The following is a 15,810-nucleotide window of genomic DNA, read 5'->3' on the forward strand; positions in this document are numbered from 1 at the left end:
GCAGTGGCGGTGCTTCCGCTATTGGCGAGGCTGGCGGGCTATAGGGGTTTGCATCGGTCATTGTTTATTGCCCGTGAGACATATTGCGACGAGCGGCGCCAAATTGAAAAGCAGGATGCCGATCTTGTAAACCGCCATGCCGCCGTAATGAATGGAGTCGAATGCGCTATCCGACAGGTTGAACCATTTCCCGTGCAGCTTTCGAAGCCAGCCACGAGCAAAGCGAAAGACGAGGAACCAAGTGAGCAGAATTGCGTAGTTGGTGACTAGCGACCACAGAAGAAATTGGCGAACGAACTCGGAAGTCATGTCGCGTCTCCTTGATAGAAGCTCACACCTGAATTAAGTGAAGCCGTGAAGTGGCTTCGGCTCTAATGACTCGCTAGCTGCCACCTGCGTACAGCATGGGCACGTAAGGTGGACAGCAATGGAGTTGCGGCTCACCGTTGGGAACAAAGCCGAAGCTGCGGTAGACCGGAACGGCAAGCAAGGACGAATTTACCGTAAGCGCCCGTGGGGCGGCGACTTGAAGAAGGTGTTGCCAGAGCAGGCGGCTGATACCTTGCCCATGAAACTCGGGCCGCACGAACAAGTGGTAGAGGTGCTGGCCATCCCGGAGCGCAATATAGCCACGCAGATCGCGGCCGCTCTCCGCAATCAAATGGATGTAATTCGGGGCAGCGAGGCGTTCCGCGACGGCTGGCGCCTCAAAGCTCGCTAGAAAGGATGCGGCCTCAGGTGCCGTCGGGTCGGGAAGGATTAGAGGCACCACAGTGCGCAGCAGGGCGCAGATGGCAGAAGCATCTGTTTCTCGTGCTTGGCGGACTAGGACTGTCATCGGTGGCAGCTTCGGCCTGAATTGAGCCGAGCCGCGAAGCGACTCGGCTTGAATGAATCGTCAGCTGTTTCGCGACTGCTTGCGACGATTGGCGAACACGACATATGGCCAGAATCCAGCTATAGCCAAGCCTATTAGGGTCGAGAAGTAGGCGCTAACAGCACTTGTCGTGGGGCTGGACCATGCCATGAATATGAGTCCAAGCCCGAAGATCGTCATGGGGCCGCCGAGAAAGATCAACGCAAATGCCTTTACACCTTTCCCGGTTCGAGAATCCTGCAGTTTGCCTGCGATGTCGGCAGTAGCGAAGTTGATCTGAAGAGGGTCTGTGGTAGATCGCGCCACATCGGCTTTAGGTGGCGCGACGGTGTCTACGGGCTGGTTCAGATCGACCTCGGGCGCGCTATGGTGAATCAGTTCCCCGAGATTGGTACGGCCAACGAGCTCTTTGAGCTTTGGATCCATGTGCTCCCCCCGAGCAGCTAACGCCTGAATTTAGCCGAGCCGCGAAGCGGCTTGGGCATGAATGAATTTTAGGCCGAAACCAGCGACTGCAACGCCGGCGCTGCCATGGATGGAAGAAACTCGATGACTTGGTAGCTAGCCACGCCGTGGACGTGGAACGGATCTTGGGCGAGAACTGACTTCAACTCCTGAGCTGACGCCGCATTGGCCAGAATGACCCCGCCATCGCGCGGCTCTTTACGGCCGGAAAGCAGAAACGTACCCGCCTGATACATACGTTGCAAAAACTCGCGATGCTCAGGAACCAGTGCGTCCACTGCCGCCAAAGGCTGGGTGTAGGTCAACAGAACAACGAACATGAGGAATTCTCTTTTGTGGCCTAAAGCCTGAGTTGAACCGAGCCGCGAGGCGGCTTCGGCTCGAATGAACTATTGGCGCTCAGTCCGCAAACCGTATCTGAGTGGGGCTCTCAACCAGGACGTGGGTTTGAAAGTAGTACTTTCCCGTCGGGCGACCGTCACTGATGAAATCGATGCGGGTGCGCTTGGCAACGCCGAGGACAACCAGCCTGCGGTTCTTGAGCTCTTGAAACTTGACGCCCAAGCGATGTTCCAGGTCCGGAACCATTGCGGTCGGCATCTTGATGGTGAGATTTCTTTGGTCTCGGTAGTCTTGCTCCGGGTTCAAGAACGACCGGTCCTTGTAGGAATCCAGCGCTTTGACGGTGATGATGAACTCGCCACGGACACCATGATCCGGGTCGTCATTGGCCGCGCGGATCGCGTCAAGCGGTTCAATCCAGCCTTGGGAATTGGTTGGCGTGGTCGAGCAGGAAGAGAGCAAGATCGCCAAGGCGATTGCTGCAAAAAGGCGCATGAAGTCCCCCATGAGTGCTGATGCCTGAATTATGCCGGGACTCGCCCGCGGTACGGCCTCGCCCTCTGCCGGCTAAAGCAGCTTGCGGTAAACGATGAAGCCGGAGCGCTCGGCCACCTTGTCGTACAACTGCATGGCAACACTGTTGGTCTCGTGCGTTTGCCAGTAAACCCTAGGCGAGCCCGCAGCCAAGGCGCGATCGTACACCGCCAAAATCAACTTGCGGCCGACGCCGGTACCTCGCGACTCTTCCGAGGTATACAGATCCTGCAGATAGCACGAGGGCTGGATTTGAATCGTGCTGCGATGGAACAGATAGTGCGCGAGGCCTACGAGCTTGCCATCAGCTTCTGCCACGAGCGCATGCACGGGCTCCGACGGATCGAAGAAGCGCTGCCAGGTGGTCTCCACGACGGCAGCTGGCAGAGCAGTGGGGCCGGACCGGCCATAGAAGGCGTTATATCCCGCCCAAAGCCGCTGCCACTCAGCGTGGTCGTTCTCTTGAATCTCACGGATCGTGATGTCGTTCATGCGAGGCCCAACGCTTGAATTATGCCGAGCCGCGAAGCGGCTTCGGCTTGAATGAATGGTCAGGCGGTATCCCAGCCCCCTACAAGACCGAGGCGAAGAAGAACGCCATCACTGCCATTGCAACAAATAGCAGGATGAATGCTAATCCGGTGCAGGGCGGAACCCCGATCACGATGCAGACAATGTAGGTTAGATCCAGCGCCTCAGCGCGGTCTCGAAGCCTAAGGTATGGGATGAGTATCCAGTACGCGGCCAGCGCCCACGCCAAGACGGCGAGAGAAGTGCCGAGCCAAGCCGATGGGCTAAGACTGTAGAACAGTGCAGGCAGCACAATCGCGGCGCCGAAGCAGGTTAACCAGAAGCGCCACCTCAGTGATGGCGTAGGCAAAGCCTTGGCAGATTGCGACCGCGGCGGGGCGTAGAGATTGCCAGGATTAATAGAGGGAGTCCCCATGGTGCCCAACGCCTGTATCTGCGACCAAGGTTGGAGAGTGAATTGTCAGCGCTCACCCGGAAACCGGGCCGGACCAACGATATGTAGTAGAGCCGAACATGAGCCTTGACAGCCAGCCCCGCGGCTTGCCGACAGGGCGGGAGCCGCCACCCGTGCTTGCGCCAAAGAACTCGATCCTGTCTGACAAGATTGCGCTAATGAACTCAAGGACGGGCTTGGCCACCTGCTCGGGCCGTTGCTCGGCTGGCAGCGTGCTGTCGAAGCAGCCCCAATGGCTATGAGTAAACGTGCCGATGCACACGGTCAGCTCGTCGCCGTCGTCAGTTATGACGAGCTCTCCTACTTGGTCAGATGGTGAGCGAATGACAAGCTCAGGCCCATCAGGTCCTACACGACGCTGAAAGGCGGCGTGCGGCATCTCCGCCTCGAGAAGCTGTGCCAGACACTCTAGATTTGCGGTAGTGCTCATGGCCTAGCGCCTGAATTAAGCCGAGCCGCGAAGCGGCTTCGGCTTGATGAATTGTTAGCTCTGCAGCCGGTACACGGCGGCGCTACCCAGGGCAGTTAGGAAGCCCGACGACACGATTGTGAGTAAGAACAAGCCAGTCGCAACAAGCCCGCGCTTTAGGCCGCGGGAGCGGAAGAAATAGTAGGGAAGGCCAACAATAGCGATCGCAATCACCGCTGCGTTCAACCAAGGGCTGCGGCGATATCCAATCTGAGTGGTATCTAGCCGATACCAGGCGAAAATGAGGGCTACACCCAGAATAGTGAAGCAGACATCGACTGGGCTGCTCTGCGCATATGGATAGAAGTACTGGGCAATCGCACCAGCGGCGAGCGATAGAACGGCTGCGGCCGCCAAGACAAAGGATTTTGGACTCACGGTGCTCTTCCCCTTCAGAGCTAATACCTGAATTGTTCCGAGCCGCGAGGCGGCTTCGGCTTGGATGAATTGTTGGCCCTAGTGGGTACGCCTAAAGTACTCGCGCAAGTGCAAGTCCGGCACTGCCGGCTTATTGCTGCCCAAGTACGTCCACATTTCATCGGGACCAACGAAATAGTAAATCCCAACGTCGTCCTCGCCGTTGTCTAGGGTTGAGCGAATGACGGCCATGCGGTCATTGCAGAAAAGAACGTCGTAAGAGCCTTTCTCCTCGAAGCCAGCAAATGGCTTGAGCTCGCCCTTAACCGGAACCTGCAAGTCAGGAAAGCGGAGCTCTACTTTCCCGTCACCAAACTCCATGGTCATGTGCCCCATGAGCGCGGTCAAGAAAGACTCTTGCTGTGGCTGAAGCTTTGCGTTGTCGCGGGCAAAGGCCATGGTTCTGTCGCCGTCGGAACGCCAGCCTCCTTCAAGGGCTGGTTCGCAAGCCGAAGCGGTCGAGCAGAACAGAATGGCACTTACCAGAAGTACTGGAAATTTCATGCGGACTAACGCCTGACTAGGCCGATCCGCAAAGCGGTTTCGGCTTGAATGAATTGTTAGGGAGCGTGTCCGAAAACTGTGCGTACGGCATCGGAGGCCTTGGAGTCCCAGCGGCGCGATGGTGTGCACAGGCCCAAACGTGTCGGTGCCTGGGCTTCCCCTACGACGAGTATGGAATCTCCGGGAGATACTTGCACAGCCTCCGCAAGCTCCCAAGAGTGATTAGATGCGGGGTCCGAATACACGGTGCCTGAGACGACGACAGGCACAGCGTCTGGGTCGCCCTTGAGCACTCGTTGCGGCTGGACGGTGTGCCTGATATCCAAGCGACTGCCATCTTTCAGCCCGGTCGCGGGAATTGCCAGCGCCGACTCTACGACAGTGCCAACGTACACAACTTGTGCAGCTCGCAGCTGTGGCTCTAAGGGCTCGACAACGCACGACGCTGCAGTGCTGCCTGAAGCGACTAGGGCTATTGCTGCGATCAGCCAGTGGTGTGTCATCAAGCCCCCTAACGCCTGAACTTAGCCGAGCCGCGAAGCGGCTTCGGCTTGAATGAATTGTTAGGGCGCAGTCCCTGGTACCCCAGGACGCACCCGAAAAAGAACAAGCAGAAACGGAAGGCCGAATACTAATGCCATGACGGCAGCCAGAGCTAAGCCGGCCAGCCAGTCTTCAGCCGCTACGAACACGGGAACCGTAATCAGCAGGATGCCCAGCGCGTGCCGCCGTGTAATGAGGTAGGCCCCGAGTGCAACGGAAAACCACAGAAGGCAGGTGGCGACGATTGAGGTGACGGCGATTTGCTGGTGATCCATCCGCGCCCAAACCGGACCAGCGACTGGGTACGTGACGGTGACGACAGCAGAAATGGCAAGTAGCAGCCAAGCAAGGACGTCTGAGATCCAAAACAGTGCTTTGATCAACCGATGCACGATCTATGCGTTCTAACGCGTGAACCAAGCCGAGCCGCGACGCGGCTTCGGCTTGAATGAGTTGTTAGGTCCCATCCGGCAGGCGGACCCGTTTGGAGCACTCTGCCGCAACAGGCGCGAGTGCTGGAGCCTTGACCGTTGAAAGTGCGGCGAGTGCTTCCCGCTCATAGGCTTCGGCAATGCCCGGCTCTGGCTCAATGAACGGCGAGGTGCAAATGTCATCCACAGCAAATCCGTGCCCCACCAGCGCCAATACCCTGCTCGGGGCTTTGGGCAGCGCCAGGGCAACGGCGTAGTCGAGTGACAGTGCCGCCCCAGCGTCTGCGAACGGGTGTAGTGCAGTTGCTACCTGAAGCCATGCAGCGTCGCCTGACTCAATGCCGGCCAGCATGCGGCCAAAGTCCTTCTCGTGCTCCCACAGATCCCAGAGAACCTTGCGGCCGCCATCTTTGGCAATGCGGGAAAGAAGGCTCTTTGCCGTTGGGGCAGGACCGTCGCCGGCGAGCGCGACGGGGCTTGCGAGTAAGAGGGCCAGGAGGAGGGTGCCAATTGGTCTCATGGTCTAACGCCTGAACTACGCCGAGCTGCAAAGCGGCTTCGGCCTGAGTGAATTGTCAGGTCGTTGCTGCTACTTGATGCGACGAACTGCATAGGGGCTGCCACGACGAGGGAAGAACTGCGGCGGATAGTACGACACCTCGTATTTGGCTAGACCATTACAGGTCATTACCACCCACAGTTCTATCCGAAGCCCATTGTTGCCGGCGAGCGACAGGGTGGATTTGATCGGTTCTACCGCGCAGCCTGGACCAACATCCGCTTGGATCTGGCTCAATGGGGCGGCATCGAATTCAGCAGCCAACAAGCTCGAGCAGTGCAGGAGTAGCGACAGGACTAGCAGTTTGCGCAGTGATCTCATTAGCGGCCTAACGCCGGAACTAAGCCGGGTCGTAAGCCGCTTCGACTTGAATGAATTATTAGGCGGCAAGCTAGTCGCCATGACGCACCACCGACAAAGTGAGTACGGAGATGTCCCGTGCTTCAAAGCGCACGGTCAGCTCCACGCCCTTATCCCCAGAAATCGGGAGCGTTGAGCTCATCTCAGCCGTCCCCTCGCTTTTATCCAGCTGGCGGATGAAATCTTGGCGACCGGTGGAGTCCAGGCACGACGCGACACGCCTTGCGTTGTAGTGACCAAACTCCCACGAAGTATTGGGAACTAGAAAGGCACAGAACTGTTCGCCTGGGGCGTAGCCAAAGAAGCGGCAGTCATGTGTCATTAGGGTGTTTGGCCTGTCGCCTCCCCAGCCGCCACGTAGTACGACCGAATGACTCGCTCCAGCTTGGACGGACTGAGCAAATCGCGTTAGCTCTGTGCACATCTGGTCCGGTGCCTTCGAGACACCAATGGAACAAGACGCTGCCAGAGGCAGGATGGCGAGCAGAAAGAATCTGGTTCGAACTAGCGTGTCCATGTCGCCTAACCCCTGAAGTAGGCCGATCGGCGAAGCGGCTTCGGCTGGAATGAATTGTCAGGCCATGGTTAGGGGGAATATGGACGCATCGCCTCTAACGGCATATGCCTCATCAACCACAAGTTTGCCTAGCAATGTGAACTTGTAGGGATAGACGATATGGCCAGAATATCCTTCAACGTGATCCAGTGACACGCAAATTGCGTCCTGTTTCTTTGAGTAGCCTGGAGGAATGGTGCGAATATCGTAAACGACTGCACAAGCTCGCACGTCGCGCTCTGAGGCTAGTCGTCTATGGGTGTCGTTGAGGATGTCAATGAGGTCTTGGGATAAGGGTTGATCCTCCCCGTCATAAGCCCCCTCCCAGACGATTTTTCCATCCGTTGTGATTTGCCCGCCAAAGGGCAGGAACTCGCGATGCTCTCGGAGCATCTTTTCGGCGAAAGGAACAAGGTCGTTGAGCAGGGCCTCAATGTCTTCCGTTTGCTGGATTGTTTCGGCCATGGCCTCACGCCTGGTAGCCCCCAAAGATGGGGATGTGCATTCGATGTTCAGATGGCCGCCGCCGCCAGGTCAAGGCAGCTGGGGAATATTGGCCAGTGCGTGGACCCTGCACAACCGGCCGGCTTGCGCCGAAACGGGAAACAAAAAGCCCCGGACACGCCGGGGCTCTTCTACTGGACGCTCGGCTGCCAATTGCCGCCCCCTTTGTGACGGTTGCGGGCTGCTGCCTGCGACAGCTCCGCCTCCCAGTCCTGCACCGAGCAATCCGCCAAAGGTTGCGCCGATAGCCGTGCCAACTTCTAGCTTCTAGTCCTTCGTTGCAGGGAGACGTAGAGAAGGAGCGAGCTAATCACTCCACACGGAATGGCCTTTACAACGGCCCTCCCGAATTGAGAGAAGGCGAACGAATAGTCCTCGATCGTTCCTGCAAGCACTACCACCATCACTCCCGCCACGGCCAGCGCCGGGAGCGCAATGGTCGCATCAGGGATCGCGGTTCATCTTTCCGCGTCTAGCCGCTAGAGCAACAAGTCTCATGAAGGCGTAGCCCAGGATGCAAACGACAAGCCCCCACCCAAATCCGTAGCCCAACGTGCGTAGCGGATGATCGAGAGCGCCTGGAGACGCAACAAAAAGCATCAACGTGAACGCGGCCACCGCTATCGCAATACGCATAGAGCTGCTTTTCATGGTCTCCAGGCTCCCTCTACTTTGCTACTTGGAAAGATAGGTTACGGCGCCAATGACGGAGCCGAGGGTGGCTCCAACCGCCGCGCCTACAGCTCCTCCAACCAGGGTGCCGCCACCTGGGAAAAGCGCCGTGCCGAGGATTCCACCAATCTCGGCTCCGGCAATCCCGATAGCAAAGCCGCCTGCAGCCATGTTCGCTGCAAGACCGCCGGCTGAGCGTCCACCATCGACCATTTCAATCTGTTCTGGGGTTAGCACTTGCATTGGGGCTCTCCTCACCTGTCCAGGTAGTGGGCAAACACGATGCCGCAAAGTGCACCGACACCGATTCCAACGGCGACACCGATTGGTCCAGCTGCAAGGCCAAGCGAGCCACCAGCCTCAGCCCCCGCGATTGCGCCACCTAACGCACCTCCTGTGGCTGCGCCACCAATTGCGCCTCCCAGGTAGCCCGCGAAGCTGCCACTGCCACCAACAGCTTCAATCTCGACACTCGAAAGTTCCCTCATCGTAGTCTCCGGAAAACGCGGCGTTCTTGCCGCGCTCCACTACTAATCGGGAACTGCACATCATGGGATGGGGTTCCAAACAACATGAGGTTGTTGCTTCTACAACCTCTCAAGGTGCCCCCGATAGGGAACGGCAAAAATCAGAGTTTTCCTATTGACGCGCTATATCCCCGCTAGCAGACTCGGCCCCGGAGCCTAAGAACTCGTCGCGCAGCGGTACCCACCTCCGTCATCGGTGGCCGCGCCACGCCCGTGGCGTAAGCCTGTAAGGCAGACGGAGTGACTTGATGGGCACGCTTCCCGCCGCGCAGCTTATTTGCGAGCCAGGAAAAATATGCCTGGTTGACTGGCATGAGGTGCCTAGCGGGCCAGTAAGGCTTTCCTTCGCTCAAATGGCAAGGTAAAGCGATGTTGCGCTACCCAGGGTCAAGTCGACGAACTGACAGTCGGCCATTTTTAAGGTCAATTTCAAGATGATTAATTCAAACGCCAAGAAGGTTGCAGCGGTCCTTGCAATTGCTGTCGGCTTCGCAGGCTATTTTTACTACGATCTTAATGAGCCCGTGCGCAACGCTGTTGTCCTGATCGACAATCCCGAAAATGTGCAATTGAAGGTAAAAGTTGACGGGACGGAATATTCGATCCCAGGTAACACGTTTGTGCGAACTGATATCGGCGTGGGTATGCACACGGTAGAAGCCCATCGTGGACAACAAGTCGTCCTTCCAGCACAAAAGATGGACATTGAGGGGTTCGAGTGGGGCGACAAGCGCTTGGCGGCGGGGGTGATTAACCCGACTCGATCCAAGTATGTGATTTACAACGTGGTCAGGACTGCAGATGACTCAGTCTTTGACAGTCTGCGGGACGAGTTCGAGCGATATGAAGTTGAAGGACGCGAGATTTACTCGTATGGGGGTGCACCGAAGGTCGTAGATGCCCTGTTCATCGCGGATTTTGGGGGTAATGGAAACTTGAATGTTGATCCTGATGAAGGGTGGTTCTCAAGATTCGACAACGTGAAGTACACAGTGCGTCCGAAGATCTTTCGCCTCTCGGACTTCTTCGCATTCTATGATGCGCACAACGACTAGCCCGAGCACCTAGTAACGCGGTGCACAAGCAAAAATCCGCGCCTGTGGGCAAGAGAACATGGCGATTGTTAGGCCCCAACCCGATCAGCCGGCATCCGCGAGTAGAGCATAAGAAGAACTAGAAGGCTGATGCCGAGAGATGCCTGTGGGATCACGCCTCCAAGGAGGGGAATGCACAGGAGAATGGGCAGAGCCGCGATAAGAATTGCACGCCCCTTAGCACGCCATGCAAAGGCAGCTGCGCAAACAAGAAGTCCGATTCCTATGGCGGCCGCGAACAATCCAGCGCCGTAGAGGATTGGAGACGCGATCAGAACGATGGCCGGATAGCCGAGCAGAAGCGTGAACCAGATCCTCAGAGCCTTGAGGCCGACGCTGATGGCTTGCGGCTGAGGGCGCGCGTGGGAAATCTCCGACTTCGGGGGTGCGTAAATTTGGTTGTCCATTAACTTTCCATGTGCCTAGTCGAGGCAGGTGCGCGAACAGGAGATGCCTAGTTGGCCATCAATGCTTGCTTTACGTGCGGCGGCATCTGAATCAGCTTTGCGAATTGCTCGGCGTTTTCGTTGAATAGATCGCAGGCCTGATCGAGAGGAACCTTCGCGCCCGCGGTGACATCTTTCATGTCCTGCTCGACGACCTTAGTCAGTTCCGGCATCACCTTTGGCAAGAGGGTTTCAGGTGCAACGCCGGCAGCAGAGAAGACGGCATTTGCCCGCTCTAGTTCAGCGCTATGCTCCTTCGCAAAGGCGGTCGTGAAGGGAGTTAGGTCAATGCCGCGCTGCGCGCAATAGGCAACGCGCCCTTTTGTGTTGGTCCAATAGAAGCCCATGAACATGCCCGCCGCTGTATCCGTCTGCTGATCTCGGGTTTGCGTGGCTAGCTTCTTGGCTGCGTCCTGTGCAGCGACCTCTTTCATTGCATCGGTCGTTGCCATGCCGGGGTGTTCACGCGTTGCGCGTGCCCTTAAGTCGTCCATTCGCTTGCTGAGTTCTTCAGCCGTTGGCTCGCGGTTGGCTGCGAGTTGCCCGAGCGACCTAACCCCGTAGAACGCGGCCAGCCCCACCGCGACCGACAAGGCACCTTGCACGAACTTGTTCATGGCGGCTCCCCAGCCTTTCACCCCTGTAGGAGTCTACCTGCGCAAAACAAAAGGGCTAGGCCGTGAAGCCTAACCCTTCGTTTTTTTCTGGTGCCGGAAGTGGGACTCGAACCCACACGCTTTTAAGGGCGGCGGATTTTGAGTCCGCTGCGTCTACCGATTCCGCCATTCCGGCGCGGTCGCGCAGTATAGCCGAGCAGGGCGCCTGGGCGGGAGCGGTGGCTTCGGAAGCCGCTTCAAAAGCCCGCTTCAGAACCCGCCGTAGCGCGCCATCATCGCGGCGAACACCAAGATCGCGGCGACCAGCAGCAGTTCGAAGCGGACGATGCGCGCCATGCCGGCGACTTCGCGCGCGTCGGGGACGTAGGCCGGGTTCGCGGCCAGGGCCTTGCGCCAGCGCAGGAAGCGGATCGTCGGCAGGATCGACAGCAATCCGGCCAGCACGAAGCAGCTGAGCTTGGCGTGGAACCAGGGGTTGTGCAGGTAGAAGTCGTAGCCCTTCACGCCGTAGAAGACGCGCAGCAGGCCGACGCCCAGCAGCAGGCCGGCGCTCATGCCGTAGCCGGAATCCAGCCGGGCGAGGCGTTGCACGACGCGGCCATCGATCGGGCCGCGCAGCAGCATCGATTCGGCCACCAGCATGGTGATCAGGGCGAAGAACAGCAGGTGGTGCAGCGAGGCGAGCAGCAGGTCGGTCAGCATCTGGGTCCCTCCATGCCGGCGTGCGGGTGCCGAAAAGAAAATGCCGGGCGGACCCGGCATCGTAAGTTCATTGGGTGGCGTCTGTGCACATGGTCTTGGACTGGCGCTCGAACCATTCGCCGTCGCGCTGCATGAAGGTGGAGCAGCACTCCATCGGCGCCTTGTAGATGTGCAGGGAGATGGCGACGTTGTTTTCGCTGGTGTTGCGGATGGTGTGGTACTCGTGCGGCGGGATCAGGCTGCCGGCGCTGCCGGGGCCGGCGTGCATGCCGCCGGCGGCGCGGAAGTGGAAGCGGTCGCCGTCGCGTTCGAGCAGTTCGTACTGGACGATCTCCAGTTCGCCGTCCCACACGCCTTCCACGCACCACAGGCCGGAGTGGTCGTGCACCGGCGTGCCCTGGCCCGGGCCCCAGGTCATCGCGACGACGCTGTAGCCGTGCGTGGGGCTGCGATAGAGCTCGCGGCGGGCGTAGTGGTCCTGGATGGGCTCGTGCACGCAGTCCGGCAGGGCGATGTCGCGGTCGCGGATCATGCGGCACAGCGCGTTGCGCAGTGCGGCGGTGACGGCGTGTTCGTCGCCCGCGCTCACCGCGGTGTCGATGGCGGCGACCAGCTTGTCGTGGCCGGGGAAGTCGCAATCCGGCAGCTCGGCGGCCGGCTCATGAGCTTGGGTTATATCCATATAACCCATTCTAGCGGTCCGGCTGGCCGAGGACAGCGGCGCGGGTTCAGATTTCTCGGAAAATTGCGCGCGCCGATTCGACGCGCGGCTACAGGCGGTCGAGGAAGCCGCGCACGGCCGGGCCGAAGCGGTCGATGTCGACCAGGAAGGCGTCGTGGCCCTGCGGCGATTCCAAGGGCAGGAATTCGGCCTCCGCGCCGCCCGCGCGCAGGCCGTCGGCGATTTCCTGCTGCTGCTGCAGCGGGAACAGGATGTCGGTGTGCACGCCGATCGCCAGCGCCTTGTCGACGCGGATGGCGGCCAGGCCGGCCTTGACGTCGCCGCCGGCGTATTCGCCCAGGTCGAACCAGTCCATCGAGCGGCTCAGGTACAGGTAGCAATTGGGGTCGTAGCGGCGCACGAAGCGGCGGGCGTGGCCTTCGAGGTAGCTTTCGACCTGGAATTCGAGGCCGAACGGTTCCTCGTCGGGGCGATCGGACTCCAGGCGCACGCGGCCGAAGCGGCCGTCCCACTCCAGCGCCGAGCGGTAGGTGATGACGCCCAGCTTGCGCGCCATGCGCATGCCCGATTCGGGGTAGTGCTCATCGGTGTAGTCGCCGTGGTTCCACTCCGGATCCAGGCGGATCGCTTCGCGTTGCAGCGAGCGGATCGCGATGGAGAACGGCAGTGCGCGCGCGGCGCCGGAGATGTTGATGTGCGCGCGGGCGATGCCAGGGTGCAGATGCAGCAGCGCCAAGGCGGTCATGCCGCCCATGGAGTTGCCGATCACGCAGGCGAGCCGTTCGATGCCGAGCGTGCGCACGACGTGCGCGGCGGAGTGGGCGCCGTCTTCCACGGACAGGTCGGGGAAGGCGAGGCGGTAGATGTTGCCGTTCGGATCGAGCGAAGCCGGGCCGGTCGAGCCCTTGCAGCTGCCCAGGGAGTTCACGCAGATCACGTACCAGCGATCGCTGTCGATGGGCTTACCGGGGCCGATCATCGGTTCCCACCAGCCCGCTTCCGGGTTGGCGGCGTTGGCAGCGGCGTGCGCGTCCGGCGAGAGGCCGGTGACGATCAGGATGGCGTTGTCGCGCTGCGCGTTGAGTTCGCCCCAGGTTTCATAGGCGATGCGTGCGCCGTGCAAGGCGCCGCCGCGCTTCATCGGGAAAGGCGAGGGCAGGTCGACGTAGCGGGTGCCGACGGGAATGAATTCGGTCATAGGGGCCGAAGTTTAACAACGGCCGCCGCGATTCCCGCGCGGCGGCCGCAATGCAGCAATCACACGATGGTCAGGGTGACGTCGATGTTGCCGCGGGTCGCGTTGGAGTACGGGCACACCTGATGGGCCTTGGCGACCAGGTCTTCCACGGTTTCGCGCGGCACGCCCGGGACCGAGATCTGCAGTTCGGCCTGGATGCCGAAGGCCTGGCCGACCGGACCGATGCTGACATTGCCGGTGATCGCGGCGTCGGCGGGCAGGGCGACCTTCTCGCGCGCGGCCACGACCTTCAGCGCGCCGATGAAGCAGGCCGAATAGCCGGCCGCGAACAGCTGCTCGGGATTGGTGCCGGGGCCGCCGGCGCCGCCGAGTTCGCGCGGGGTGGAGAGCTGGATGTCCAGCGCCTTGTCGGAGGAGACGGCGCGGCCTTCGCGGCCACCGGTGGCGGTGGAGGTGGCGGTGTAGAGGACTTTGTCGAGAGCCATGGTTGCGGTTCCTTGTTGAGTGGGGTGGGGTGAGGGATTTGATGTTCTTGCTATTAAATCGCGTGCTACTTAATTGTCGTGCGTTGAAACTCGGCGAGTGCGGCGGGGACAGCCGCTACGGTTCTGCGTCGGTGTGGAGGTTGGCGCGCAAGACTTCGAGCTCGGCCTTGAGCGTTACCAGTTGCTCCTTCGAGAGCCCGGCGGAGCAGTAGATGCCTTCGGGCACCTGCGCGGCCTTGGCCTGCAGGGTCTTGCCGGCACGGGTGAGGCGGATGACGACCTGGCGCTCGTCCTGCGCGGAACGTTCGCGCGTCACGAGGCCATTGGCTTCCAGGCGCTTGAGCAGGGGCGTCAGGGTCGCCGAGTCCAGGAACAGGCGCTCGCCGATGGCGGACACGGTGATCTCGTCGTTCTCCCACAGCACCAGCATCACCAGGTACTGCGGGTAGGTCAGGTCCAGCTTGGCCAGCAGCTTGCGATAGATTTTGGTCATCGCCAGCGAGGTCGAATACAGCGCGAAGCACAGCTGGTTGTCCAGCTTCAGGGCGCGGGCGGCTTTGCTGTCGAGGGAGGATGGGGTGGCCATGGGTGTGCAATTTAGATAGCGCGCTATGTAATTGCAAGCGACTTATAGCGACATCGGTGGAACGCTGCGGGCCGTTTTCTTCTCCCCGCCTGCGGGGAGAAGATGCCCGAAAGGGCAGATGAGGGGGAGCGAGCGCAGCGAGTTGCTCTTGCCCTTCGATAAGCAACGGCAAACGCAGCTCGCTGCGCTCGCCGCCCCTCATCCGGCGCTTCGCGCCACCTTCTCCCCGCAAGCGGGGAGAAGGGAGAGCCGTGGGCTACTGGACGACGCGGTCGATACGCAGCGTGTAGGCGGCGCCGGCCTGGGCCTTCGCCGGCTGCGCTGCGGATTCGAGATCGCCAGCCGCGCGATTGGCGGTGCCCTGGCGCGAGATGCGGGCGAGGATCTCGACCGACCCGACCTGCGAAAGCTTCATCGTCGGCATCGGGCTGTCGCCGTCGCCGAGTTCCACCGTGAGCGGGAAGCCGCTGGCCGGCACGCGCTTGACCGCGACCGGCATCGGCGGGCCGCCGGCCTGGCGCGCGATGACGAACAAGGCGTCGTTCGCGCCCAACTGTTTCTGGAACTCGGGAGCGAGTTCGACAGTGACGCGCAACAACGTTGGTGCCTTCTCGACAGCAGGCGCGGACAACGGTGCCATGCCCGCTTCCGCACGCGCGGCGTTGATCTGCTCGAGCAGGCTGCCGGCAGTGTCGGCTCCGACCACGGCGAGCAGGGGCTCCCAGGTCTTCGCCGCTTCCGCCGGCTGTTGCGCCTGGCGCAGGGCGATGCCGAGGAACCAGCGCGCACGCTGGTGCATGGGCTGCTTCTCCAGCGCATGACGCAGCATCGCGACGGCTTGGTCGTCGAAGCGGCGCTGCGGATCGGCCAGTGCCCGCGCTTCGGCGGCTTCGGCGAGTAGGTCGGGCTCGTCGGGTGCGAGCTTCACCGCCTGCGCATAGGTGTCGCGCGCTTGCGCGGCGTGGCCCATTTCGGCCTGCGCACGTGCGAGCAGGCGCCAGCCTTCGGGTTGGTTGGGATTGCGTTCGAGTTCGCTCTTGAGCTGGGCGATGGCGTCGTCCAGCGTGGCCGGGGCCTGCTGCTGCGATGCATCCAGTGCGCGTGGCGTTCCCACCAGCGCGTAGAGCAGACCGGCGACGATGGCGATCGACGCCACCGCGGCGGCCGCGACCGCGCGATTGCCGCGCCACAGCGGCCACAGCACGAAACCGAGTACGAGCGCGGCCATTACCGCCGCGGCGATCACGAAGGCCGT

General features: G+C 60.6%; 22 protein-coding genes and 1 tRNA gene. 1 reads left to right on the forward strand and 22 read right to left on the reverse strand.

The genetic code is table 11. The features are described from left to right. Window positions 1-57: 57 nt before the first annotated feature. From ACYVJ8_RS03500 to ACYVJ8_RS03560, 13 genes are all read right to left on the reverse strand, one after another. The gene (locus tag ACYVJ8_RS03500) at window positions 58-309 is read right to left on the reverse strand and encodes a DUF6868 family protein (RefSeq protein WP_460709494.1); all 252 of its coding nucleotides are present in this window, start codon (window positions 307-309) and stop codon (window positions 58-60) included. Between the two features lie 73 nt (window positions 310-382). Then, window positions 383-838 carry a GNAT family N-acetyltransferase gene (locus ACYVJ8_RS03505; RefSeq protein WP_460709495.1) on the reverse strand — a complete coding sequence of 152 codons (456 nt, stop codon included), beginning with the start codon at window positions 836-838 and terminating at the stop codon, window positions 383-385. Window positions 839-898: 60 nt separating this feature from the next. Further along, a complete protein-coding gene (locus ACYVJ8_RS03510) occupies window positions 899-1,303 on the reverse strand; it encodes a hypothetical protein (RefSeq protein WP_460709496.1) in 405 nt (134 codons plus the stop codon). A 68-nt stretch (window positions 1,304-1,371) separates the two neighbouring features. After that, complete coding sequence (locus ACYVJ8_RS03515) at window positions 1,372-1,662, reverse strand: YciI family protein (RefSeq protein ID WP_460709497.1); 291 nt, start codon at window positions 1,660-1,662, stop codon at window positions 1,372-1,374. A 79-nt stretch (window positions 1,663-1,741) separates the two neighbouring features. Then, window positions 1,742-2,179, reverse strand: a complete 438-nt coding sequence (locus tag ACYVJ8_RS03520; protein WP_460709498.1) for a hypothetical protein — start codon at window positions 2,177-2,179, stop codon at window positions 1,742-1,744. Between the two features lie 72 nt (window positions 2,180-2,251). Continuing rightward, window positions 2,252-2,710 carry a GNAT family N-acetyltransferase gene (locus ACYVJ8_RS03525; RefSeq protein ID WP_460709499.1) on the reverse strand — a complete coding sequence of 153 codons (459 nt, stop codon included), beginning with the start codon at window positions 2,708-2,710 and terminating at the stop codon, window positions 2,252-2,254. A 506-nt stretch (window positions 2,711-3,216) separates the two neighbouring features. Next, the gene (locus ACYVJ8_RS03530) at window positions 3,217-3,633 is read right to left on the reverse strand and encodes a hypothetical protein (RefSeq protein WP_460709500.1); all 417 of its coding nucleotides are present in this window, start codon (window positions 3,631-3,633) and stop codon (window positions 3,217-3,219) included. 54 nt (window positions 3,634-3,687) lie between these two features. Then, the gene (locus ACYVJ8_RS03535; RefSeq protein WP_460709501.1) at window positions 3,688-4,050 is read right to left on the reverse strand and encodes a hypothetical protein; all 363 of its coding nucleotides are present in this window, start codon (window positions 4,048-4,050) and stop codon (window positions 3,688-3,690) included. Between the two features lie 78 nt (window positions 4,051-4,128). Further along, window positions 4,129-4,593, reverse strand: coding sequence for a hypothetical protein (locus tag ACYVJ8_RS03540; protein ID WP_460709502.1), 465 nt, complete (start codon window positions 4,591-4,593; stop codon window positions 4,129-4,131). 563 nt (window positions 4,594-5,156) lie between these two features. Beyond that, window positions 5,157-5,528 (reverse strand): hypothetical protein, encoded by a 372-nt coding sequence (locus tag ACYVJ8_RS03545; RefSeq protein WP_460709503.1) that lies wholly within the window; start codon window positions 5,526-5,528, stop codon window positions 5,157-5,159. Between the two features lie 64 nt (window positions 5,529-5,592). Continuing rightward, window positions 5,593-6,087 (reverse strand): hypothetical protein, encoded by a 495-nt coding sequence (locus ACYVJ8_RS03550; protein WP_460709504.1) that lies wholly within the window; start codon window positions 6,085-6,087, stop codon window positions 5,593-5,595. A gap of 973 nt (window positions 6,088-7,060) precedes the next feature. After that, a complete protein-coding gene (locus tag ACYVJ8_RS03555) occupies window positions 7,061-7,507 on the reverse strand; it encodes a hypothetical protein (RefSeq protein ID WP_460709505.1) in 447 nt (148 codons plus the stop codon). Between the two features lie 714 nt (window positions 7,508-8,221). Next, window positions 8,222-8,461 carry a hypothetical protein gene (locus ACYVJ8_RS03560; RefSeq protein ID WP_460709506.1) on the reverse strand — a complete coding sequence of 80 codons (240 nt, stop codon included), beginning with the start codon at window positions 8,459-8,461 and terminating at the stop codon, window positions 8,222-8,224. A gap of 718 nt (window positions 8,462-9,179) precedes the next feature. Between ACYVJ8_RS03560 and ACYVJ8_RS03565 the strand changes: the two genes are divergently transcribed. Continuing rightward, complete coding sequence (locus ACYVJ8_RS03565) at window positions 9,180-9,800, forward strand: hypothetical protein (protein WP_460709507.1); 621 nt, start codon at window positions 9,180-9,182, stop codon at window positions 9,798-9,800. 68 nt (window positions 9,801-9,868) lie between these two features. Here the strand turns inward: ACYVJ8_RS03565 and ACYVJ8_RS03570 are convergent, their stop codons facing one another. From ACYVJ8_RS03570 to ACYVJ8_RS03610, 9 genes are all read right to left on the reverse strand, one after another. Continuing rightward, on the reverse strand, window positions 9,869-10,246 hold the full coding sequence (locus ACYVJ8_RS03570; protein ID WP_460709508.1) for a hypothetical protein: 378 nt from the start codon (window positions 10,244-10,246) through the stop codon (window positions 9,869-9,871). 47 nt (window positions 10,247-10,293) lie between these two features. Then, window positions 10,294-10,902 (reverse strand): hypothetical protein, encoded by a 609-nt coding sequence (locus ACYVJ8_RS03575; RefSeq protein WP_460709509.1) that lies wholly within the window; start codon window positions 10,900-10,902, stop codon window positions 10,294-10,296. 88 nt (window positions 10,903-10,990) lie between these two features. Further along, window positions 10,991-11,077, reverse strand: a tRNA-Leu gene (locus tag ACYVJ8_RS03580). A 74-nt stretch (window positions 11,078-11,151) separates the two neighbouring features. Then, complete coding sequence (locus tag ACYVJ8_RS03585; protein ID WP_460709510.1) at window positions 11,152-11,604, reverse strand: DUF2214 family protein; 453 nt, start codon at window positions 11,602-11,604, stop codon at window positions 11,152-11,154. Between the two features lie 67 nt (window positions 11,605-11,671). Next, window positions 11,672-12,286: a cysteine dioxygenase family protein gene (locus ACYVJ8_RS03590; protein ID WP_460709511.1), complete on the reverse strand. Its 615-nt coding sequence runs from the start codon at window positions 12,284-12,286 to the stop codon at window positions 11,672-11,674. Window positions 12,287-12,374: 88 nt separating this feature from the next. Then, the gene (metX, locus tag ACYVJ8_RS03595; RefSeq protein WP_460709512.1) at window positions 12,375-13,484 is read right to left on the reverse strand and encodes a homoserine O-acetyltransferase MetX; all 1,110 of its coding nucleotides are present in this window, start codon (window positions 13,482-13,484) and stop codon (window positions 12,375-12,377) included. 59 nt (window positions 13,485-13,543) lie between these two features. After that, a complete protein-coding gene (locus ACYVJ8_RS03600) occupies window positions 13,544-13,969 on the reverse strand; it encodes an organic hydroperoxide resistance protein (protein WP_460709513.1) in 426 nt (141 codons plus the stop codon). Between the two features lie 115 nt (window positions 13,970-14,084). Continuing rightward, entirely contained in the window at window positions 14,085-14,555 is a 471-nt protein-coding gene (locus ACYVJ8_RS03605) for a MarR family winged helix-turn-helix transcriptional regulator (RefSeq protein ID WP_460709514.1), read from the reverse strand. A gap of 256 nt (window positions 14,556-14,811) precedes the next feature. Continuing rightward, complete coding sequence (locus tag ACYVJ8_RS03610) at window positions 14,812-15,783, reverse strand: tetratricopeptide repeat protein (RefSeq protein WP_460711019.1); 972 nt, start codon at window positions 15,781-15,783, stop codon at window positions 14,812-14,814. Window positions 15,784-15,810 lie beyond the last annotated feature (27 nt).

The sequence above is a fragment of the Lysobacter terrae genome, assembly GCF_054782215.1.

Coding starts and splice junctions, on each gene's coding strand:
- ACYVJ8_RS03500 (WP_460709494.1), bottom strand. CDS start 309: ATGACTTCCGAGTTCGTTCGCCAATTTCTTCTGTGGTCGCTAGTCACC.
- ACYVJ8_RS03505 (WP_460709495.1), bottom strand. CDS start 838: ATGACAGTCCTAGTCCGCCAAGCACGAGAAACAGATGCTTCTGCCATC.
- ACYVJ8_RS03510 (WP_460709496.1), bottom strand. CDS start 1,303: ATGGATCCAAAGCTCAAAGAGCTCGTTGGCCGTACCAATCTCGGGGAA.
- ACYVJ8_RS03515 (WP_460709497.1), bottom strand. CDS start 1,662: ATGTTCGTTGTTCTGTTGACCTACACCCAGCCTTTGGCGGCAGTGGAC.
- ACYVJ8_RS03520 (WP_460709498.1), bottom strand. CDS start 2,179: ATGCGCCTTTTTGCAGCAATCGCCTTGGCGATCTTGCTCTCTTCCTGC.
- ACYVJ8_RS03525 (WP_460709499.1), bottom strand. CDS start 2,710: ATGAACGACATCACGATCCGTGAGATTCAAGAGAACGACCACGCTGAG.
- ACYVJ8_RS03530 (WP_460709500.1), bottom strand. CDS start 3,633: ATGAGCACTACCGCAAATCTAGAGTGTCTGGCACAGCTTCTCGAGGCG.
- ACYVJ8_RS03540 (WP_460709502.1), bottom strand. CDS start 4,593: ATGAAATTTCCAGTACTTCTGGTAAGTGCCATTCTGTTCTGCTCGACC.
- ACYVJ8_RS03550 (WP_460709504.1), bottom strand. CDS start 6,087: ATGAGACCAATTGGCACCCTCCTCCTGGCCCTCTTACTCGCAAGCCCC.
- ACYVJ8_RS03555 (WP_460709505.1), bottom strand. CDS start 7,507: ATGGCCGAAACAATCCAGCAAACGGAAGACATTGAGGCCCTGCTCAAC.
- ACYVJ8_RS03560 (WP_460709506.1), bottom strand. CDS start 8,461: ATGCAAGTGCTAACCCCAGAACAGATTGAAATGGTCGATGGTGGACGC.
- ACYVJ8_RS03565 (WP_460709507.1), top strand. CDS start 9,180: ATGATTAATTCAAACGCCAAGAAGGTTGCAGCGGTCCTTGCAATTGCT.
- ACYVJ8_RS03570 (WP_460709508.1), bottom strand. CDS start 10,246: ATGGACAACCAAATTTACGCACCCCCGAAGTCGGAGATTTCCCACGCG.
- ACYVJ8_RS03575 (WP_460709509.1), bottom strand. CDS start 10,902: ATGAACAAGTTCGTGCAAGGTGCCTTGTCGGTCGCGGTGGGGCTGGCC.
- ACYVJ8_RS03585 (WP_460709510.1), bottom strand. CDS start 11,604: ATGCTGACCGACCTGCTGCTCGCCTCGCTGCACCACCTGCTGTTCTTC.
- ACYVJ8_RS03590 (WP_460709511.1), bottom strand. CDS start 12,286: ATGGATATAACCCAAGCTCATGAGCCGGCCGCCGAGCTGCCGGATTGC.
- metX (WP_460709512.1), bottom strand. CDS start 13,484: ATGACCGAATTCATTCCCGTCGGCACCCGCTACGTCGACCTGCCCTCG.
- ACYVJ8_RS03600 (WP_460709513.1), bottom strand. CDS start 13,969: ATGGCTCTCGACAAAGTCCTCTACACCGCCACCTCCACCGCCACCGGT.
- ACYVJ8_RS03605 (WP_460709514.1), bottom strand. CDS start 14,555: ATGGCCACCCCATCCTCCCTCGACAGCAAAGCCGCCCGCGCCCTGAAG.
- ACYVJ8_RS03610 (WP_460711019.1), bottom strand. CDS start 15,783: ATGGCCGCGCTCGTACTCGGTTTCGTGCTGTGGCCGCTGTGGCGCGGC.